Origin of the sequence: Shewanella sp. Scap07 (assembly GCF_013394145.1) — a bacterium.
GTDB lineage: Bacteria > Pseudomonadota > Gammaproteobacteria > Enterobacterales > Shewanellaceae > Shewanella > Shewanella waksmanii.
On sequence record NZ_CP041329.1, the window covers coordinates 999,908 to 1,021,018 of the forward strand.

Genomic DNA, 21,111 nt, shown 5'->3' on the forward strand with positions numbered 1-21,111 from the left:
GCTTAGATTTAGGTTAGTACATCATACTCGCCGCCATCGCCCTTATTGGAACATTGGATGATTTTAGGTTTCTCCCGCAGTTGGTCTGTCTCTAGCTACCTGTTAGCTGGTTTAGTGGTTTTGCCGTTGGTGGCCATTATTGTTCAAGCGATGGTGCCCGATGAAGCGATTTTCTCGCACCTTTTCAACACCGTACTTCCCACTTATATTTCTAATACCGTACTGCTCATGCTTTGGGTATGTATTGGGGCGTTAATTGTTGCTGTTCCAGCGGCTTGGTTAGTCGCCCGTTGCCATTTTCGTGGTCGCTCAGTATTTCAGTGGGCATTGCTGCTGCCTTTAGCTATGCCCGCTTACGTGGTTGCCTATGTCTATACGGATTTACTCGATTATGCCGGTCCGGTTCAACGAGTTTTACGTGGTTTTTTTGGCTGGCAGTCACCGCAAGACTACTACTTCCCTGAAGTCCGCTCTTTAGGCGGCGCTTCAGTGATGCTGGCATTGGTGTTGTTTCCCTATATTTATTTGTTGGCACGAACCGCATTCATGGAACAGTCTTCCAGTTTGCAGCATGCATCGAGAGTGATGGGGTGTGGCCCTTGGCGCAGTTTTTGGCGTTTGAGTTTACCAATGGCTCGTCCGGCATTAGCGGTAGGGGCGTCATTAGTTGCAATGGAAACCGTGGCAGATTTTGCCACTGTAAGCTACTTTGCGGTGCCAACGTTGACTACAGCCGTTTATGATACTTGGCTCGGCTACGGTAGCTTAGCAGCTGCAGCTAAGTTGTCTGCCATTATGTTGTTAGTGGTATTTTCTATGATTGGTTTCGAGCGCTTTGCTCGACGTAAGCAAAAGCTGTTTCAAAAGCAGACTGAAATTAATCGCGCCGACCTATACGAACTGAAGGGCATAAAAGGGGCTTTGGCAACCGCCTATTGCGGACTGCTACTGACATTTTCCTTCTTGTTACCGTTTATCATTTTGTTGCAGTACGCCATAAACTATTTTGACCAGAGTTGGCACAGTCAGTTTCTACAGTACAGTTGGAATAGTTTTTATATCGCCGCGATTGTCAGCGTACTGACTGTGGCATTGGGGTTACTGCTGATGTTTGTTCGTCGCTGCAGCCCTAGAAAACAAGATTTGTTACCGTCACGCTTAGCTTCTACGGGCTACGCGTTGCCTGGCACGGTGCTCGCTATTGGTATCTTAGTTCCCTTGACCTATGCAGATTTTGCTATCAATGATATTTACGCTTACTTTGACCAGCGAGGCCCTGGGCTTATCTTAAGTGGTAGCGTGTTTGCCTTGATAGCGGCTTTTTGTATTCGCTTTAGTGCGATAGCTATCGGCAGTATTGAGAACAGCTATAAACGTGTGAGTCCATCTTTAGATATGGCGGCCATAACCATGGGGATGAAACCTAGAATGCTGATGTGGCGTGTTCATCTGCCATTGCTGCGAAAGGGGGTTTTTGCTGGGTTATTATTAGTGTTTATTGAGTGCATGAAAGAGCTTCCTGCAGCCTTGTTGTTGCGCCCGGTTGGCTTTGAAAATCTCGCCACTTATGTGTTCCAGTTTGTGTCTGACGAGCAACTTGAACATGGCGCATTAGCTGCTATCGTCATTGTATTGGTGGGTCTCATACCGCTTATCTATCTCAACCGTTCTTTGGAGCAACATTAAATTATGTCGACACTGACTATTAATAAGGTATCAAGCGATTATCAAAGCCAGAGAGTGCTGACAGAGTTATCTTTGCAAGTAGAAAAGGGTGAGATTGCTGCACTGTTAGGCCCCAGTGGATGCGGCAAAACCACCTTACTACGTGCGATAGCGGGCTTGCAGGCGGTTTCTGCCGGCGAGATACATATCAATGGTGAGTTGGTCTCATCGCCAAGCGAACATCGACCCAGCGAACAACGTGGCATCGGAATGATTTTTCAAGACTATGCACTGTTTCCGCACCTCACTGTGGCTGACAACGTGCTTTTTGGTGTCAAAGGATTAGATAATGCCGCACGCCAAGCTCGCCTCGATGAGATGCTCAGTTTAGTGAAGTTAGAAGGACTTGCTCAGCGCTACCCCCATGAACTATCTGGCGGTCAGCAGCAGCGTGTATCGATTGCACGCTCATTAGCCTATGAGCCTGAACTCTTATTGTTAGATGAGCCTTTCTCAAACATTGATGCCAAGGTGCGTAGTGAAATGATGTTAGAGATCCGTCAAATTCTAAAATCACGCGGCGTCAGTGCCATTTTTGTTACCCACAGTAAAGATGAAGCGTTTGTTTTTGCCGATAAGTTAGCTTTATTTAAAGATGGGGCGATCGTTCAGTATGGGACTGCTGAGGAGCTGTATTCAGATCCGTGCGATCGTTATGTGGCGGACTTTTTGGGTAGCGGTAATTACATACCAGCGTCGGTATCAGATGATTATCAAGTGAACACGCCATTAGGCTTGTTGACCAGCACCAAAGTGTTACGCCAACCGGTTAATTACGAAGGCATGGTATTACTGCGGCCGCAGCAGATTGAAATCGCAGCTGACGAGTGTGGTAAAGGTGTCATTGTTGAGCGTCGCTTTTTAGGCAATATTTGTCATTATCAAGTCCAGTTAGCTGAACAGTTTTATGAAGTTAAAAGCCAGTTGTTGCAATTGACACCTGGGCAGCGGGTACAGCTATCAGCACCGAGTCATCAATTGGTATTGTTTTAACAACAAAATCGACTCTAATCTTGCGCTTTGGACGGTCAGCATTGTATTGGACTGGTTGCAATGATTAAAAAAAGGTAATCTTAATGATTAGTTGATGTTTCAGTTGCTAGTTTTGTGCTTAGGTTAATACTATTAATCGCTAAAGTTTCGCATAATATGGCCGAAAATGAGACAGACATAAGGTGAGAATTGATGGACAACCAGGCTATGCCACGAGAACAAATAGGTATTTGTGCAGAAGGGAACCTACACAGCGTTTATTTGATGTTTAATGCCGAGGACAATGTTGAATCTCAACTTCGTCCTTGTGTCGCTAATGTAGCCCAGTATATCCATGAATTGGCAGATCAGTATGCCGATAGTGCTTTCAATGGTTTTGTGGCCATAGGGGCAAATTATTGGGATAGTCTTTACCCGCAACAGCGTCCGCTAGAGCTTAAACCTTTCCCAGCAATGCATGTTGATAACCGTGATGCACCTGCACTTGAATATGACCTGTTTGTGCACGTTCGTTGCGATCGCTTTGACATCTTGCACTTAGTGGCAAATGAAGTGTGTCAGATGTTCGAAGGCCTGGTCGAGTTAGTCGATGAAGAGCGTGGTTTCCGCTTTTTGGAAAACCGCGATCTTACTGGCTTTGTTGATGGCACAGAAAACCCTAAGGGGCATGGGCGTCAAACGACCGCGTTAGTCGGAGATAACGATCCAACATTTAAAGGTGGCAGCTACATCCATGTGCAGAAGTTTGCCCACAACCTGAGTAAATGGAATCGCCTTCCGGTTAAAAAGCAAGAAGATATCATCGGTCGCACTAAGCAAGACAATATTGAATACGCCAGTGCTGATAAGCCATTAACCAGCCATATTAAGCGGGTTAACCTGAAGGACGAGCAAGGTAATTCATTGGAGATTTTGCGCCAGAGCATGCCTTATGGCTCTGTTAAAGAGCAAGGTTTGATGTTTATTTCTATGTGCCACAATGCCAGCAACTTTGAAAAAATGCTGCATAGCATGGTACACGGGGATGGTGAAGGAAACCATGATCATTTAATGCACTTTACTCAAGCGTTGACTGGTTCTTCCTTTTTCTGCCCATCACTCGACTTTTTAGAAAGCGCTAGCCAATAAACACAAAAAACGCACCTTAAGGTGCGTTTTTTTATGCCTCATCACTGTCCCAATAGTTAGTGGGACGCTTGGCATAAATTTCGTCGATGCTGCGGACTTGCACTTTATTATTGTCGGGATAAACCACCACATCATGCTGATCGCGATTGCCTATTACTAAGAAGATAAACTCGCTGTCATAGTCATTTCTTAGTGTATGGGCGATAGCGCTGTTTGCTTTAAAGCAAATGTAGTCGCCTTTCTTAAACAGTTGCGGTTCACCGTCGATAAGCAGTGTAGCCTGCCCCTCAATAGCGTAAATATGTTCCTCTTCTTTGGTATGGTAGTGAGCCACTGAGGAAGTTTTACCTGGCGCAAGCTTCTCCATTGTGACCCCAATTTTTTCGCAACCAGCGGCGTCGCCGATATGCTTTTGTGCGCTGGCATATTGATCGGTGTGCTGCCAAGACTCCCAACAGACGTCATTGATATTAATTATTTTACTTGTCATCGATACATCCTTAGCCCAAAAACGGCTTTGACTTTGGCTATTTAGCGTCTCACGAATGTTTACATGATTCAATATATTGTATGCGTCATTTTGCCGGGATAAAAAAAAGAAGCGTATTTACGCTTCTTTCTAATGGGGTTAACTGTGCTAACTCGGTTGTTGTTTAGTCAGCGTAGTTGAATAATGATTTAACCGTTTCTAGCGTTTTGTCGATTTGCTGGATATTTGATGGACAGATAAAGATGGTGTCATCACCGGCAATCGTGCCTAAAATTCCTTCTGGTTTACCGATTGAATCGAGCAGTCGAGCGATTAATTGTGCAGCGCCTGGGCTCGTACGTACCACGATCATGCTTTGATTGTGGTCAACATCTAATACCAAGTTTTTTAATGGGCTACCAGCAGTAGGCACACCTAATTCAGCAGGCAAGCAATACACCATCTCTTGCTTGGCATTACGCGTCCTGACTGCGCCGAACTTGCTTAACATGCGCGACACTTTAGATTGGTTAATATTATTATAACCTTCATTTTGTAGCGCATTGACAATCTCACTTTGGGAGCCAAATCGCTCCTCTTTGAGAATCGCCTTAAACGTTTTAACTAATTCATCCTGATTTTTACTTGCTTGCATAGTATTTTTATTCTTTATTCAAAAATCTCGCTCATTTTGAATATCTTTGACTTTTTTGTCAACAATTACTCGAATTGGTTGAATAAAAATTCAATATGATGACTTTTGTAGAGTTAGAGAATTGGCTGTGTGTGACAATTTGTATCATTTTCTGGAGTAAAAATACTAATGTGGGCTGCTTGTGGCAATAACATATGGCGAAAATGTCAGTTGCACGACTAAGGGATAATTGAATTTTGTTTGTGATTCCAGTAATGTTGCGCCATCAACAAATACGATCTACATCACAAATATCCAAGAAATAACGGAGATAACTATGAAAGTTGCTGTACTTGGTGCCGCTGGTGGTATTGGCCAGGCTTTAGCCCTACTTCTGAAAACTCAGCTGCCTGCCGGTTCAAAACTGTCCCTATATGATATCGCACCTGTTACCCCTGGTGTCGCCGTTGACCTTAGCCACATCCCAACTGATGTTGAAGTTAAAGGTTTTGCTGGTGAAGACCCAACACCTGCGTTAGAAGGCGCTGATGTTGTTCTTATCTCTGCTGGTGTAGCACGTAAGCCAGGTATGGACCGCTCAGATCTATTCAATATCAATGCAGGTATTGTTAGAAACCTAGTTGAAAAATGTGCTGCTGCTTGTCCAAAAGCATTGATTGGTATTATTACTAACCCTGTTAACACCACGGTAGCGATTGCAGCTGAAGTATTGAAAGCGGCAGGTGTTTATGACAAAAATCGTTTGTTCGGTGTGACTACACTGGATGTTATCCGTTCTGAAACTTTCGTTGCAGAAGCCAAAGGCCTGAATGTTGCTGACGTGAATGTCAATGTGATTGGCGGCCACAGCGGTGTGACTATCTTACCTCTACTTTCTCAAATTGAAGGTGTGAGCTTTAGTGATGAAGAAGTCGCTGCATTAACGACACGCATTCAGAATGCGGGTACCGAAGTGGTTGAAGCTAAAGCCGGTGGCGGTAGTGCTACACTGTCAATGGGCCAAGCAGCATGCCGCTTTGGTTTGTCGCTAGTGCGTGGTCTTCAAGGTGAAGCCAACGTGGTTGAGTGTGCCTATGTCGATGGTGGCAGTGAGCACGCAGAGTTTTTTGCGCAACCAGTATTGCTTGGCAAAAATGGTGTTGAGCAGGTACTAGCTTACGGTGAAACGAGTGCGTTTGAAGCTAATGCTCGTGATGCAATGCTAGATACCCTAAAAGCTGACATTACCTTAGGTATCGATTTCGTTAAGTAAATCGTTAGCAAAACAAAAAAAGGAGCCTAATGGCTCCTTTTTTGTTTGCTTGGTATTAAGCTTGCGACTTTTAGTGGCTGCGCGCTGCTGCGATTTCAGCTAAAGAGATCAGCGCTTGCTTGTACTCACTGTCTGGTAGGGGAGAAAGTGCCGCTATGGCTTTGTCAGATTCTTCTAGCGCACGTTTCTCGGTATATGCCAGCGCCCCGCAACTATGCAAAGCTGCCATAATGGTTTCGATATGCTCAGTACCGTCACCTTTCTCAATCGCTTCGCGGATCATTGCGCTTTGCGATTCGGTGCCATTTGCGATGGCATAAATCAGCGGCAGTGTTGGCTTTCCTTCGGCAAGGTCATCACCGATGTTTTTGCCAAGCTCTTCAGTATCTGCGGTGTAATCGAGTAAGTCATCGGTGAGCTGGAAGGCGGTGCCGAGGTATTTGCCATAGTCAGCAAGTGCGGTTTGAATCTCTATTGGACTGTCAGCAAGCACCCCTGCTAGGCGTGTTGCAGCTTCAAATAGCTTGGCGGTCTTGCAGTAAATGACACGCATGTAACTTTCTTCGGTGGTATCGGGGTCATTACAGTTCATCAACTGTAGTACCTCACCCTCTGCCAAGATGTTAGTTGCATCTGCTAGAACTTCTAGTACTTGCATGCTGCCTAACTCTGTCATCATCTGGAACGAGCGAGTATAAAGAAAGTCCCCAACCAACACGCTCGCACTATTGCCAAATAGGGCATTGGCGGTTTCACGTCCTCGGCGTAGCATAGACTCATCAACGACATCATCATGCAGCAAGGACGCGGTATGAATGAATTCAATGATGGCTGCTAATTTAAGGTGGGCTTCACCTTGGTAGTCAATGGCACGTGCCGCTAATATTGATAGCAGCGGACGCATGCGTTTGCCGCCACCATTGATAATGTAGAAACCTAACTGGTTAATTAAGGCTACATCAGACTCGAGTTGTTTATAGATTAGCTGGTCGACATTTTTCATGTCGTGGTCAGCTAACTGACGAATGGCGTTCAAATCCATATTTAGGCTCTACCGTTAGGATACTTAAAAAGGGCGCATCCAATTTAATGCAAAAATGTTATAATATTGCGATTCTACCTAAAAATACGCTGTAAGACAGTATTAGTGAGCCATTGTGAGAGTAATTCCGATCTTTTTTTGATCAAAGTGAATTAGGACTTGTCAGCTTGGTCTAGTTAGCGTAAACTCCGCGACCATTGTCATTAAAGCTTTTATAGCACCCAGCCTAATAAAAAAGTCTGCGTGTTAGAAATATCGGAGTAAAATAGCTATGTACGCTGTTTTTCAAAGTGGTGGTAAGCAACACCGTGTTGCTGCAGGCCATACTGTACGTCTAGAAAAATTAGAAGTTGCTACAGGTGAAACTATCGAATTTGACCAAGTATTATTGGTTGCTGATGGTGAAACTGTACACGTTGGTGCACCTTTAGTTGAAGGTGGTAAGGTTATCGCTGAAGTTATCAACCACGGTCGTGGTGAGAAGGTAACTATTCAGAAGTTTAACCGTCGTAAGCACCACGAAAAGAAAATGGGCCACCGTCAGTGGTTCACCGAAGTTAAAATTACAGCTATCAACGCTTAATTAGGAGTCTAACTCATGGCACATAAAAAAGCTGGCGGTTCTACTCGTAACGGCCGCGATTCAGAAAGCAAACGTCTTGGTGTAAAGCGTTTCGGTGGTGAATCAGTTCTTGCTGGTAACATCATTGTTCGTCAACGTGGTACTAAATTCCACGCTGGTGTAAACGTAGGTATTGGTCGTGACCATACTCTATTCGCTTTGACTGACGGTAAAGTTAAGTTCGAAGTTAAAGGTCCTAAGAACCGTAAGTTCATTAGCATCGAATCTTAATCTGAGCGCAAGCAAAGATTTAAATAGAGCCCTGCCTTTGGCGGGGCTTTATTGTTTTTGTAGAGAGTAAAAATCAATGTAGCAATTTAATTGGCGACGTTGAATGTGACTGCTGAGTAGCAACTGACTATCCAGCAGTGTAAAGAACATTGTTTTTTTGGCGACCCGAATAGATAGCAGATATAATTTCTCTATTCTGTGGTGTCAGGAGTGGTTATGAAGTTTGTCGATGAAGCGGTTATCAGAGTTGAAGCTGGTGATGGCGGTAGTGGTTGTGTCAGTTTTAGGCGCGAAAAATATGTTCCAGATGGTGGTCCAGATGGCGGTGATGGTGGCGATGGCGGCAGTGTATACCTGCAAGCAGATGAAAACCTCAATACGCTAATTGATTACCGTTTTGAACGCTTTCATCGCGCTGAGCGTGGTAATAATGGCCGCGGCAGAGATTGTACCGGTCACGGTGGCGAAGACTTGATTCTAAAAGTGCCAGTTGGTACCCGAGCTGTCGATGAAGAAACTGCTGAGTCATTAGGTGACTTAACCACTCACGGTCAAAAATTGTTAGTGGCCAAGGGCGGCTTCCACGGTTTAGGTAACACTCGTTTCAAAAGTAGTACCAATCGTGCTCCTCGCCAAAAAACACTCGGCACACCGGGTGAGGTTCGCAGTCTTAAGCTTGAATTGATGTTGCTAGCTGATGTTGGTTTACTTGGGATGCCAAATGCAGGTAAATCAACCTTCATTCGCGCCGTATCCAGAGCTAAGCCTAAAGTTGCTGACTACCCGTTTACCACATTGGTTCCTAATTTGGGGGTTGTGACCCCGCGCCATGGGCAAAGCTTTGTTATTGCTGACATCCCTGGGCTTATTGAAGGTGCTGCTGAAGGTGCCGGTCTTGGTATTCGCTTCCTTAAACACCTAGAGCGCTGTCGTGTGCTGCTGCATATTTTGGATATCGATCCAATTGATGGTAGCGATCCGGTTGATGCTGCTCGCGCCATTGTAGGCGAACTGGAAAAGCACTCACCAAAGCTGGCGAGCAAGCCGCGTTGGTTAGTTTTCAATAAAACCGATCTATTGCTAGAAGAAGAGTTGCAGGAGCGGGTTGAGCGCATAGTGAAAGAGCTCGATTGGCAAGGCGATGTTTATACTATCTCTGCTTATAATCGTGAAGGCACTGAGCCGCTAACACTTAAGTTGGTCGATTTTATTGAGTCGTTGCCCGAAGAAGAAGCCGTTGATGCAGATGCTGAAGTTGAGTTTAAGTGGGATAATTACCATCAAGACTCTATCAACGAAGAGTACGAAGATGACATGGATGATGATGACTTCGACGATGACGACTACGATGTTGAGATTATCTACCAAAGATAAAGTATTGTCAGCGTATCAGCTCCATAGAGGGCTCTGTGTACGCTGATACTCAAAATGATATAACCCGCCAAGTTGTGCGGGTTGCGCAACTCCTGCTTGCCTACGGTGCTGAGTCAGAACTCGTTGAAGAGATGAGTCAGCGTCTAGGTGCGGCACTGGGACTGGCCAGTGTCGAACTGTCTATCTCGTCAAACTCCCTTGTTTTAACTAGCCTAGTTCATGGGCGGTGCATTACCACCACAAGACGTATTCGCGAACATGGGATCAATATGACCATTATTTGCGAGTTACAACGAATCTGTTTGCTGACAGAGAAAGGCTTGTATGGTCTGGCTGAGGTGCGCAAGCGAGTTAATAGGATAGAGCCGAGAAGCTACCCTAAGCGTTACCTGATTCCCATGATTGGCCTTTCTTGCGCAAGCTTTTGTCATCTGTTTGGTGGGGATTTAGCAGCTAGCGTACTCACTTTTTTAGCCAGCTCTGTCGGTATGCTGGTACGGTTGCAGATAGCAAAGCATCATTTTAATTTACTCGTTAATTTTGCGGTGACAGCCTTTATTACCGTAGGTATCGCCCAATTAGGTTATCACTTTGAGCTAACAGCAACGCCTAAATTGCCTATGGCGGCCAGTGTACTCATGCTGGTTCCTGGTTTTCCGATGATCAATGCCATTTCAGATATGGTCAAAGGCCATTTAAATGTGGGTATTGCCCGCTGGGGCCATGCTACCTTATTGACCGTCGCCTCTGTCGTGGGCATTACCATGGCGATGCAATTCGGTGGTTTGTTGTTATGATGCTGATTACCTCGTTAATCAATGATGCGATTTTCTCTGCTATTCCGGCTGTCGGTTTTGCCATGGTGTTCAATGTTCCACGGCGCTATCTTGGCTATTGCGCGATCGCCGGCGCGCTAGGTCATAGCACTCGCACTTTACTGATGCACTTTAACTTGCCGATAGAGTGGGCCACTTTTATTGCAGCAGCCATAGTGGGGTTACTGACTATACAATTTGCTAAACGGCATTTAGCGCCACCATTAATGTATGCTGTTGCCGCGATTATACCTATGGTGCCAGGTACCTATGCATTTAATACTGTTATTGCACTTGTGCAATTATCGATGCTGCCTACAGTAACAACCGAGCTACTCGATAGCGTTATCAGTAATGGTTTAAAAACCGTGTTCATACTTGGCGCACTCGCTGTGGGCTTAGCCATGCCAAGTTTACTCTATTATCGAAGTCGGCCAGTGGTCTAATACCAATCAGTATAAGAATTTGATCTACTCAGCGCGCTTTTGGCAAACTAATTCAAGGCGAATAACTGAAACAATGGTTGCTCCCTTGTGAGGTTATTCAACGCAGAAGTAGGTAGCCCCAAACGCGCCAGAATGGCGAGTTTTAGCGATTCTGATGCTGTGTTAACGAGCTTAACCGTAGAATAACTATGCTCTTCACTCGTTGCCTTGCCTCAGAACCGCTAAACTCTCGCTGAGTGACTAAATGTTTATACTGATTGGTATAATTCACGCTAATGAATAGCGTAACAATAACAATAAGCTACGATGTGGCATTGGGAGAATAAATGAAAATTGCAATGATTGCAGCAATGGCGAATAACCGTGTGATAGGCAAAGACAACCAAATGCCATGGCACCTGCCAGAAGATCTAAAACACTTTAAAGCCATGACCATGGGTAAGCCTATCGTAATGGGCCGTAAAACCTATGAGTCTATTGGCAGGGCATTGCCAGGACGGCTCAATATCGTGCTGTCCAGGCAAGCAGACCTTAACATTGAAGGCGTGACTTGTGTTACTTCCATTGAAGAGGCTAAGCAAGTGGCCGGTAGCTGCGAGGAGCTAATTATTATGGGAGGAGGTCAGCTTTACCAAGCGATGCTTCCCCATGCTGACATACTTTACCTTACCGAGATTAATCTTGATGTTGATGGTGATACTCACTTTCCGGTTTGGGATGATGGTAGTTGGCAAAAAGTTAGCGAAGAAAGTGCAATTAACGACAAAGGCATACAATATAGCTTTATCAACTTAGTAAAAAAGTGTTAAATTATGGTAGTAAATTTGTTCCATCGTAGTAAGTGGGGCGATGATACCTGAGTAGCAAAACTTCACTTGATAAAAACAATAAAGACTAAGGAGTATCAGATGCGTCTGTTACCTACGACGATTGCTGCGATTATTGCGGCCTCGGCAATATCGATGCCCGCGGCACAAGCTAACGACCAGCTTGCAGCAAATATCTGCAACTACGTACAAGCGGATGACAAAAACCGCTTACGTAAAAAACTAAAAGAAAATCGCGTTAAGTTACGTAATATCTATACGGGTATCTCGTGTAATGGTGATAGCATTTTGCGCTTAGCCATGAATAGTGGCGCCAATAGCGTAGGCACTTTTGTTGCTAAGCGCCTTTCAGTATCAGATCTTCAAGCTGCTGAGGGGGATGGACAAACCATTTCACAGTGGGCAGAAGCTAACGGTCACGGTGCTAGTGAAATCGCTGCTGCGATTAAAGAGCGCACGGGCGGCTAATTTACGACTTTATGTCTTGATATAAAAATGCCGGGCTTAGCCCGGCATTTTTGTTGGTGCTTGTCTATTAAATCTTGAATTCGCCAACCGAGGCTTGTAGCTCCTCAGCCAACTGTGCCACTTGCTGGCTTGATTGGGCAGTTTGATCGGCACCAGTGGCTGTTTCTTCTGAAATGGCAGCAATATGCTCAAGCTTCTCAGAGACTTGTTGGCTCACCAAGTTTTGTTCTTGGGCTGCATGGGCAATATGAGTGCCAGAATCATGGGCTTGATGCACAGCTTCACTGATGCTCTCAAGTGCCGCATTAGCTTGCTCAGTCTTATCGACACAAGAGCTTGCCTGTTCTCTGCCTAGTTCCATCACAGAAACCGCTTCTTGAGTACCTTGTTGCAGGACTTCAATCATTTGCTGGATTTCTTGGGTCGAGTCTTGGGTACGTGAAGCCAAGCTACGTACTTCATCGGCGACAACCGCAAAACCGCGTCCTTGTTCACCGGCACGTGCTGCTTCAATTGCAGCGTTTAGTGCCAACAGGTTAGTCTGTTCAGCAATACCACGAATAACATCCAAGATAGAACCAATAGAGGCGCTGTCTGAGTGGACTTTGTTAATTACCGTACCAGCTTTGGCGACTTCATCAGCAAGCGCCAGAATAGTGCGCTTATTCTCGTCTGCTATGGCGCGCATATGCTGGGCTTCATCATCTGCTTGTTTAATTTGATGCAGGGCATCATCTGCGCTACTTGTTACCTGTTCAGCAGAAGAGCTTAGCTCTGTTGTTGCTGTAGCAACTTGGTCTACTTGGCTTTTTTGCTCTTGAATACCAGCTGTCGTTTGCGCAGTAATAGCAGAGGTTTGTTCTGCTGCCGCAGCGAGCTGATTTGAACGGTCAAGAATACCTTGGATAAGTGTGCGTAGACTATCAACCAAACGGTTACAGTTCTTCGATAGCTCGGCAAATTCATCGTGGCCACTGTCATCCAACTTATGGGTTAGATTGCCTGATGCAAGAATATTTAACGCGTTGTTCACTTTACCCAGTGAGCGCGTCAACGGACGAACCACGGCGATACTGACCACAATGGCAACCAAAATAGCGATAATGACTAAGGCAAGTGTATTGAAGCTTGCACTATCAATATCGGCGATAGCGGCATCGCTAATTTGGGTAGATACACGCTCGATTGAGCGAGTTAAGGTCTCCATGTTGCTACTGACACTCGCCACATCATTGGCGACTTGATTTAGCATGTTAGATGCTGAAGTTTCAAAGTCTAACTGGCGACCTTTCATATTTTGAACTGAGTTGCTGCCAGTTAACATGGCAAGTACGGCGGCGGCTTCAGTGCTGATATCGTCGAGCATGTCACTATCAACCGTGCCTTCTGCGTGACGGCTTAAATAATCAAGTTTGCTTTTAGCTTCACTTAATATGTACTCAAGTTCTTTACTGATGGTTTGGTACTTAGACTTATCTTCGGCATTGACCAAATCAATGGCGCTACTGACTATGCCGCTGAAGCTATTTTCAATATTACTTGCTGTGGCGGCAATTTCTTGTTCTGTGGTGTCTTCACTGAGCTCAAGGTCAATCAGGTCAAGAAGCAAGGAGGCAGTATCGTCAGCCGCCATTTCTAAATCATCGAGTTTATTGATGAGCTTCTCTTGGGTGATTAAGGCATTTTCACGCGTCTGCATCATCTTTAAGCTATTACTATTAAACTGCTGGTAGCTTTGGTTAACCTTATTGATAACACCTGCAATATCACCGCTTTGCCCGCTCACAATGCCTTTTAAGTTGTTCAGTTCAGCACTAAAGCGTCCGCCGTGCTGGTTAAAGGTATTTTCAATGGCAGGTAGCTGTGAAGATTTCGTACTGTGAAAGGCGGTGAGCAGTTGTTTTTCTTGTTGTGAGATGCTTGAAATCAGGCTGTTACTGGCTTCTAAAGCAGGAAGGCTGAGCTCTTTGAGGACAATAGTACTATTTTTAATATTATTGTTTGTTAGCATTGAGGCGATACCGAGGGCTATCAGCAACAAGGTCACAACGCTAAATCCACCAATGACTCTAGTGGCGACATTCAATTTCATAGGGCACTCCGGTTGTAATTTTTATATCCCTAACAAAAACGCTTTATATTTCAGGGCTCGAACGGCTAGCTTTTATATCGGCCATATCACTCGGTAGTTTAACTCTTTTTTAACCTTTTTTGGGTAATTTTTTGATCTGACTCTTTATGCCACAGGGTTAAATGCTCTCCCCAGCAGCAGCCAGTATCTAATGCATGTAGGCTTTCGGACGGCACATTACCCATTAGGGCGGCCCAGTGACCAAATACTAAAGTGTATTTTGGATGAGTTTCACTGGCATAGGTAAACCAGGGCGAAAGAGCCGGATCATCAACTTGCTCTGGTGGCATTTTACAGGCGAAATCTAAATGGCCATTAGGGGACAAATAACGCATACGAGTTAGCGCGTTGATGCAATAGATATGGTGTTCTAATTCGGTCATGTCACCACGATCGTCAGCGACATTATCGGTGTACATTTGTGAGATGAGGCGTTCTATGTAGTCATCTGATTGTAGTACTTCGCTGACGGCATCAGCACGCAGTTGCAATTTCTGCAAGCTCCAGTGGGGCGGCACTCCTGCGTGAGTCATTATTATTTTGCTGCTTTCATCAAAGCGGTAGAGTGGTTGCGCCCTTAACCAATCAATAAGCTCGGGAAGATCGTTCGCCTTAAGTAGTGATTGCAGGTTATCTTTTGGGTTTGCGCGTTTAAGGCCTTTTTGTACCGCGAGCAGGTGCAAGTCATGATTACCCAGAACCACTTGAGCTGATTCACCTAAACTACGTAGATAGTGAAGGGTTTCTAATGACCCTTCACCGCGTGCGACGAGGTCACCAACGGCCCATAATTGATCTCGGGACGGGTTAAAATCTACTTTATCGAGCACTGCCATCAGTTCATCAAAGCAGCCTTGTATATCACCTACAAAATATGTTGCCATTGGGCCCTTATTGACTGTTTTTATCGTTGCGATTAATGCAGTAACCCCGGCATGGCGAGTCTAAATGCTGGAATGGTGGCTTTAAATTCAGTGCCGTCATCTAACTCCATACCGTAATAACCTTGCATGACAGCCAGTGGGGTTTCAGCGACTGTGCCACTGGTGTATTGGTAGGCTGCATCTGGCTCTATGGTTGGCGTTTCACCCACTACACCAGCACCTTGAACTTCACTATGGTGACCATTTGCGTCGGTGATGCTCCAGCAGCGTGTTTTTAAGGTCGCTGGTTTATCGCCTAGGTTAACGATGGTGATGGTATAACTAAATAGGTAACGTTCTTCATCGGGGGCAGACTGCTCTTCGATGTATTGCGTTTTTACCTCGATGCGGATAGAGGATTCAAGTTCAGTCATTGGATTTCCTAACAAGCACCAACGAGGCAAGCCTCGTTGGCTATCAATCTACTTATGATTTGTTTGCGAACAAGTTCGCCATGGCAACATACTCTTCAACGGTAATTTGCTCAGGACGCTTGCCAGAATCAATACCTAATTGCGCAAAGTCATCATCACTTAACATGTGCTTAAGATTGTTGCGTAGGGTCTTGCGGCGCATATTAAAAGCGGTTGTGCACAAATGACGCAGTACATCGACATCGCTGCATGGGAATGGCTTATTCTTGTATGGCACCAGTCTAACTACAGCCGAATCAACCTTAGGTGGTGGGGTAAAGCAGCCGGGCGGGACTTCAAGCACTGGCATAACTTGGCAAAAGTATTGCGCCATAACCGTTAGGCGACCATAGGCTTTAGTGCCAGGCGAAGCAGACAGTCGTAGTACTACCTCTTTTTGCAGCATAAAGTGCATATTCTCAATATGCTCTGCAAACTCAAATAAGTGGAACATTAAGGGCGTTGAAATATTGTAGGGTAGGTTCCCGAATACTTTCAGCTGCTTATCTTCTTTGATGAGTTGACTAAAATCGAACTGCAATGCATCGCCTTGATGGATTTCAAGCTTATCTTTCAGGGTTGGATGTACTTTAAGGCGCTCGACCAAATCTTTGTCGAGCTCGACTACCGTCAGTTTATCAATGCTTTCAGCAACCGGTTCGGTTAACGCAGCAAGACCAGGGCCAATCTCGACCATCACATGGTCATTGTCAGGCGCAATGGCACCAACAATGCGATTGATGACATTGGTGTCGGTGAGGAAGTTTTGACCAAAGCGTTTTCTCGCAGTATGGCCTAAATGGACTTTATTACTCATTAGTTATCTTGTGACTCATTTGTCTTAGCCAATTCTATGGCTTTATTCAATGCGCAGACAAAACTGCCGATATCAGCATCTCCCGTGCCTGCGAGTTCTAGTGCGGTACCGTGGTCAACCGAGGTGCGAATATACGGCAAGCCTAGGGTAATGTTGACTGAATTGCCAAACCCTTGTGATTTCAGCACCGGAAGGCCTTGGTCGTGGTACATAGCAAGTACCACGTCAGCATCTTGTAAATATTTAGGCTGAAATAGGGTGTCTGCTGGCAATGGCCCAACAATTTCCATCCCTAGCTCTCTAAGTTCTTCAAGAGCTGGAATAATGGTATCTATCTCCTCTCTACCTAAGTGGCCATCTTCGCCAGCGTGAGGATTTAATCCACAGACGTAAATCTTAGGTGAGGGGATAGCAAATTTGTTGACCAAATCAGTATGCAAAATCTTAATAATTTGATGCAGACGGTCGCGGGTGATTGCTTTTGACACATAGGCTAAAGGAATATGTGTTGTCACTAAGGCGACTTGCAAACCGGGTGCTGCCAGCATCATCACTACGTCTTGGCAATTGGCTTGATTGGCAAAAAACTCAGTATGACCACTAAAGGGAATACCCGATTGATTGATGATGCCTTTGTGCACAGGGCCTGTGACCACAGCATCAAACTCACCATTCATGTTTTTCTCGCCAGCGTAGCGCAAGGTTTCGACCACGTAAGCGCTATTTTGCTCATCAAGTTTGCCGCATTCGGCCTCACTTACAAGTGAAAACGGAGCGATGGTCAATGTTCCTGCTTCTTGAGGTTTCGGTGCTTGCCCTGGCTGAAACGGCTGCAACGCTAACGGTAAGCCAAGCTTTTTTGCTCGTGAGCTAAGTAATTGTGGGTCAGCACAAACAACAAGCTCAGCAGGCCAAGACTGCTGAGCAAGTTGGATGACTAAATCGGGGCCTACGCCGGCGGGTTCACCCGGCGTAATAGCTATTCGTTTGGTCGTCAATATGATTAACCTCGATTAAAATTCTCATCGAACACTTCGATGTAAGCTTCTGAGCGCATTTCATCTAACCAGTTTTGTAGCTCTTCGTTAAATTTACGACGGAAGATTAGCTGGTGTGCGCGATTGGTATTCACTTGATCAGTTGCATCAGTTTTCCGGCGCTCCTCTAACTGGACAATATGCCAGCCGTGGCTTGAACGGAAAGGCTCACTGATTTCGTTAATTTCTAACGCATCTAAAGTTTGAGCAAAAGCGGGTACATAGGCTGTAGGCTCGGCCCAGCCTAACTCACCGCCTTTGGTTCCAGAGCCTGGATCTTCAGAGTATTGGCGAGCTAATGTGGCAAAGTCCGCATCGCCAGCGCGAAGCTGCGTGACAAAGCTATCCAACATAGCTTTGGCTCGCTCTTCTGACAGAATAGGTGAAGGCTTGATTAAGATATGACGAGAACGCACTTCATCTATTTCTTGAGTCTGTAGACCACGTGCATCCATAACTTTAATGATATGGAAGCCTGCACCGCTACGAATAGGTCCGATAATGTCGTTGGTTTTGGCGCCAGACATGACTTCAGCAAACAGTGTTGGCATTTCATTGACATTCATATAATCCCAAACACCACCTTCTAGTGCTTTGGGGCCAGCCGATGATGCAATTGCTGTTTGTTTGAAATCTGCATCATTGTTAAGTCGCTTAAGTACCGCATCAGCACGCTTACTTGAGCTCTCAAGCTGCTCACTGCTTGGGTTGTTAGGTACTTCAATCAGAATATGGCCAATCTGATATTCAACCTGCTGCATACCTTGCTCTTCAATCATTTGAACCAGGTTGTTGATCTCTTGAGAGGAAACCTGAATACGGCGCTGGACTTGAATACGTTGGATTTCACCTAAGGTGATCTCTTCACGCAGCTGCTCTCGGTACTGTCCCCAGCTCATGCCGTCGGCTTCAACCTGCTGCTGCATTTGAGCAACCGTCACTTTTTGTTCTTTGGCGATGTTTTCGATGGTTTGATCTAGCTGTAAATCACCAATGTGTAACCCCATTCTATCTGCGGTTTGCATTTGCAGGCGAGTCATGATTAAGCGCTCTATTACCTGAGTGCGCAGTGCTGCATCAGAGGGCAGCGATTGCCCAGCGGCTTTCGCATTGGCCTTAACCGTTTTCACCATGTTTACAATTTCACTTTCAAGCACGATGCCTTCGTTAATTTGCACAGATACTCGATCTAACGAGTTAGCTGAGGCAACGGTTGTTTGGCTCAGTGCCAGTGCTAAAAAAGCAAAAATCAGTTTTTTACAGGGTCTCATCCACAAAAATCCTTGGCTTTATGGGGCTGGCGTACTTAAGTTACGCCAGCTAGTTCATTCTATTATCAGTGTTGGACTATAAGTCAGCTTCTTGGTTCAGCGCAACTGATGCGATTTAACCATATTTAATTTTTCAGGTATAACGGTTTGCGGTAGTTGAATAGGCCATCGTTAAGCATATCAGCGACCCCGAGCGGTCCTGAGCCGCCAAGTCCCTTAATCACAAAGTTAAGGTACACACCACTTTCGAACAGTTCGCGATTCTCTATAGTATCACTTAGGTCATCATCATAATTGGTTTTAATGCGATAGTGATAACTTAGCCTGACTGCCCAGCAACAAGACTCGTATTGAAAGCCAGTATAGGTCTCTACAGAACGGCTTTCATTAAGGTCATAATACCAGTTGCCGACTAAATACAAGCTATCTGTGAGTGGCCAAGCCGCCCGCATACCGGTCTGGCTAATGTTAACAGACTCATTATTGTTGCTATTAACCAAGTCTGGAACGTATCGATAGCTAAATTGAATGAGTTTATTGGCACCTGGACGGAAATCTAAGGTGACTTCACTTTTTTTGTTTTCACTGAGTTTTGTGTCGTATTGGATTGCGCCACCGATAAACCAATCGTTATATATTTGGGTATTAAGCTCTGCCGCTAACACAGAGTTAGAGGTGGCTTCTTGGGTGTAAGTCGTACCTTGGAAAGTAAAATCACCAATACCGACTTTACTGTCCTGAAAGTAATAAATTTGACCAATACTGAACTTAAATTTTTCACGGTTTTGTTCATCAAATAAACGCGTAGTTAAGCCTAACGTCATTTGGTTTGCATCGGCAATGCGATCTAACCCAGAGAAGCGACGTTCGCGAAACAGGCCATGGTAATCTTCTTGCAATTGGGCAGTATCGTAAATGCCAATATTTGATTGGTCTTTATAGCCAACGTAGAGATATTGGAACTGTGGCTCTAATGTCTGGCGGTAGTTTTGCTCAAACATACTGGTGAAGCGTTCAAAATTAACTTGGCCATGTAATCTCACTTGCGGCAAAGTACGGTTAACACTGCTATCGAGCTCATCGGTTCCTAGGTAACCATTTTGCTGCTGCCAGTAGTTTGTTTGCAGTAACTTAAGCTCACTGGTAAATGAACCGGCAGGACCATGAATAGGCAATGACACACTAGGTTCTAAATGCAACCGAGTAGCAGTAGCATATTGGTTTTCCGTGTGAGCAAAATTGGTGGCTTCACTCGTAAAATCAAAATCTAGCCCATGCCAAAGGCCGGGTGAGCGATAGTTGAAATTAATTTGCGGCATGACTTGATAGGGCTTTTCATCTTCACCCAGCACTTTAATGTCTTGTACGCGGGCACTGACATCCCAATTTGACTCAAAATAGGCAATTTCCCCGATTCTTGACAGCTGGTTGTCTGTAGCGCGATTAACGTCTGAACTGAGATCGTTGAAGTAGTTGTTATCGGAAACGTCAGTATAGTTAGCCAGTACCCGCCAATTTTTGTTGATGGCACCTTGATGTTCCCAGTGATACAGATAGCGATCTTTTTTGCTGTCTAACATACCATCGCTACCAAGATACTCGACATTGAGTCGCCCGGCTTGATCATCACCCGCTAAATAGCGAAAATCTGTTTTTAAGAACAGGCCCCTGGCTGACATATAATGGGGAGTAAAGGTTAAATCATATTCAGGTGCTATGTTCCAATAATAAGGCGTCGCGAGCTCAACACCATTGGTGGTGCTGGTGCTGATTGTTGGAAATAGGAAACCGGATTTACGCTTCTCTGATACCGGAATTGTCATGTATGGGATATAAAACACCGGTACATTGCCAATTTTAAGCTTGGCATCCCAAAGCTCACCCCACTCTTCAGTGCTATCGATTTTAATTTTTTCTGCTTCAAGCAACCAAGAAGTATCTCCCGGAGGGCAGGTGGTGAAGTTGGTATTACTCAAATGAAGGTTATTGTCCGGAGTGATCTCTAACTTTTCTGCCTCACCATGTATCTGTTGACCATGCATCCAATATTGCGCCCCACTAAGTGTAGCGCTATTGGTACGCATTTGGGCAACCAAAGACTCAGCGGTTACCGTAAACATACTATCTTGGAAGACTAAGTTACCGTTGGCATCTAAACGCTCTTCGGCTTGGTCGAGCACGGCGGTATCTGCAGCAATATGACGCGTTCCTTGTGAAAATGATACATCACCGTTAAAGCGTGCTTTATCGCCCATTTTCGCTGAGGAACTGTCTGAAATAATCTTGATTTGCTGTAAATTCAGCGGGGTATCGTATTCTGGCGCATGGATATAGCGTTTAACTGGAGGTTCTACGATACACTGGCTGGCAGTATCTAGTTCTGCAGCCTCGTTTGCCAAGACTAATTGGGGAAAAAGGCTGATAGCCAATAAATATCGGATTTGCATCGTTTAAATTATTTTGATTTCTTAG

The 21,111-nt window shown here is 45.1% G+C and carries 21 protein-coding genes; 11 read left to right on the forward strand and 10 right to left on the reverse strand.

What is annotated here, in order from left to right; all coding sequences use genetic code 11:
* Positions 1-57: 57 nt before the first annotated feature.
* The 3 genes from FLM48_RS04330 (at position 58) to FLM48_RS04340 (ending at position 3,846) form a co-directional block, all read left to right on the forward strand.
* Positions 58-1,686 (forward strand): iron ABC transporter permease, encoded by a 1,629-nt coding sequence (locus FLM48_RS04330; RefSeq protein WP_179023713.1) that lies wholly within the window; start codon positions 58-60, stop codon positions 1,684-1,686.
* 3 nt (positions 1,687-1,689) lie between these two features.
* Positions 1,690-2,718 (forward strand): ABC transporter ATP-binding protein, encoded by a 1,029-nt coding sequence (locus tag FLM48_RS04335; RefSeq protein WP_037470689.1) that lies wholly within the window; start codon positions 1,690-1,692, stop codon positions 2,716-2,718.
* Between the two features lie 192 nt (positions 2,719-2,910).
* Positions 2,911-3,846 (forward strand): Dyp-type peroxidase, encoded by a 936-nt coding sequence (locus FLM48_RS04340; RefSeq protein WP_179023715.1) that lies wholly within the window; start codon positions 2,911-2,913, stop codon positions 3,844-3,846.
* Between the two features lie 31 nt (positions 3,847-3,877).
* On the opposite strand, the gene FLM48_RS04345 is transcribed toward FLM48_RS04340, so the two are convergent.
* The gene (locus FLM48_RS04345) at positions 3,878-4,336 is read right to left on the reverse strand and encodes a cupin domain-containing protein (protein ID WP_179023717.1); all 459 of its coding nucleotides are present in this window, start codon (positions 4,334-4,336) and stop codon (positions 3,878-3,880) included.
* A 163-nt stretch (positions 4,337-4,499) separates the two neighbouring features.
* Positions 4,500-4,970 carry a transcriptional regulator ArgR gene (gene argR / locus FLM48_RS04350; protein WP_028772562.1) on the reverse strand — a complete coding sequence of 157 codons (471 nt, stop codon included), beginning with the start codon at positions 4,968-4,970 and terminating at the stop codon, positions 4,500-4,502.
* A gap of 316 nt (positions 4,971-5,286) precedes the next feature.
* Between argR and mdh the strand changes: the two genes are divergently transcribed.
* The gene (gene mdh, locus FLM48_RS04355) at positions 5,287-6,222 is read left to right on the forward strand and encodes a malate dehydrogenase (protein ID WP_028772563.1); all 936 of its coding nucleotides are present in this window, start codon (positions 5,287-5,289) and stop codon (positions 6,220-6,222) included.
* A gap of 70 nt (positions 6,223-6,292) precedes the next feature.
* Here mdh and ispB read toward each other — a convergent pair whose 3' ends face one another.
* A complete protein-coding gene (gene ispB, locus FLM48_RS04360; protein WP_028772564.1) occupies positions 6,293-7,264 on the reverse strand; it encodes an octaprenyl diphosphate synthase in 972 nt (323 codons plus the stop codon).
* 271 nt (positions 7,265-7,535) lie between these two features.
* Between ispB and rplU the strand changes: the two genes are divergently transcribed.
* From rplU to FLM48_RS04395, 7 genes are all read left to right on the forward strand, one after another.
* Positions 7,536-7,847, forward strand: a complete 312-nt coding sequence (gene rplU / locus FLM48_RS04365; protein ID WP_028772565.1) for a 50S ribosomal protein L21 — start codon at positions 7,536-7,538, stop codon at positions 7,845-7,847.
* 15 nt (positions 7,848-7,862) lie between these two features.
* Positions 7,863-8,117, forward strand: a complete 255-nt coding sequence (gene rpmA, locus FLM48_RS04370) for a 50S ribosomal protein L27 (RefSeq protein ID WP_028772566.1) — start codon at positions 7,863-7,865, stop codon at positions 8,115-8,117.
* A 216-nt stretch (positions 8,118-8,333) separates the two neighbouring features.
* Positions 8,334-9,491 carry an Obg family GTPase CgtA gene (gene cgtA / locus FLM48_RS04375; RefSeq protein WP_179023719.1) on the forward strand — a complete coding sequence of 386 codons (1,158 nt, stop codon included), beginning with the start codon at positions 8,334-8,336 and terminating at the stop codon, positions 9,489-9,491.
* 35 nt (positions 9,492-9,526) lie between these two features.
* A complete protein-coding gene (locus FLM48_RS04380) occupies positions 9,527-10,288 on the forward strand; it encodes a threonine/serine exporter family protein (protein WP_179023720.1) in 762 nt (253 codons plus the stop codon).
* Entirely contained in the window at positions 10,285-10,752 is a 468-nt protein-coding gene (locus tag FLM48_RS04385; protein WP_179023722.1) for a threonine/serine exporter family protein, read from the forward strand. Before FLM48_RS04380 ends, FLM48_RS04385 begins: the two co-directional genes overlap by 4 nt.
* Positions 10,753-11,078: 326 nt before the next feature.
* Positions 11,079-11,561, forward strand: coding sequence for a type 3 dihydrofolate reductase (gene folA / locus FLM48_RS04390; protein ID WP_179023724.1), 483 nt, complete (start codon positions 11,079-11,081; stop codon positions 11,559-11,561).
* Positions 11,562-11,660: 99 nt separating this feature from the next.
* Complete coding sequence (locus FLM48_RS04395; protein WP_179023725.1) at positions 11,661-12,047, forward strand: DUF3718 domain-containing protein; 387 nt, start codon at positions 11,661-11,663, stop codon at positions 12,045-12,047.
* A gap of 67 nt (positions 12,048-12,114) precedes the next feature.
* On the opposite strand, the gene FLM48_RS04400 is transcribed toward FLM48_RS04395, so the two are convergent.
* The 7 genes from FLM48_RS04400 to lptD all read right to left on the reverse strand — a co-directional run bounded on the left by FLM48_RS04400 (position 12,115) and on the right by lptD (position 21,086).
* Entirely contained in the window at positions 12,115-14,139 is a 2,025-nt protein-coding gene (locus FLM48_RS04400; protein ID WP_179023727.1) for a methyl-accepting chemotaxis protein, read from the reverse strand.
* Positions 14,140-14,237: 98 nt separating this feature from the next.
* A complete protein-coding gene (locus tag FLM48_RS04405) occupies positions 14,238-15,062 on the reverse strand; it encodes a symmetrical bis(5'-nucleosyl)-tetraphosphatase (RefSeq protein ID WP_179023729.1) in 825 nt (274 codons plus the stop codon).
* A 32-nt stretch (positions 15,063-15,094) separates the two neighbouring features.
* Positions 15,095-15,475, reverse strand: coding sequence for a Co2+/Mg2+ efflux protein ApaG (apaG, locus tag FLM48_RS04410; RefSeq protein WP_028773176.1), 381 nt, complete (start codon positions 15,473-15,475; stop codon positions 15,095-15,097).
* 52 nt (positions 15,476-15,527) lie between these two features.
* Positions 15,528-16,331, reverse strand: a complete 804-nt coding sequence (gene rsmA, locus FLM48_RS04415) for a 16S rRNA (adenine(1518)-N(6)/adenine(1519)-N(6))-dimethyltransferase RsmA (protein WP_028773177.1) — start codon at positions 16,329-16,331, stop codon at positions 15,528-15,530.
* Positions 16,331-17,329, reverse strand: a complete 999-nt coding sequence (pdxA, locus tag FLM48_RS04420; RefSeq protein WP_028773178.1) for a 4-hydroxythreonine-4-phosphate dehydrogenase PdxA — start codon at positions 17,327-17,329, stop codon at positions 16,331-16,333. Before pdxA ends, rsmA begins: the two co-directional genes overlap by 1 nt.
* A gap of 5 nt (positions 17,330-17,334) precedes the next feature.
* Complete coding sequence (gene surA / locus FLM48_RS04425) at positions 17,335-18,639, reverse strand: peptidylprolyl isomerase SurA (protein ID WP_028773179.1); 1,305 nt, start codon at positions 18,637-18,639, stop codon at positions 17,335-17,337.
* Positions 18,640-18,764: 125 nt separating this feature from the next.
* Positions 18,765-21,086, reverse strand: a complete 2,322-nt coding sequence (lptD, locus tag FLM48_RS04430) for an LPS assembly protein LptD (protein WP_028773180.1) — start codon at positions 21,084-21,086, stop codon at positions 18,765-18,767.
* Positions 21,087-21,111: the final 25 nt, after the last annotated feature.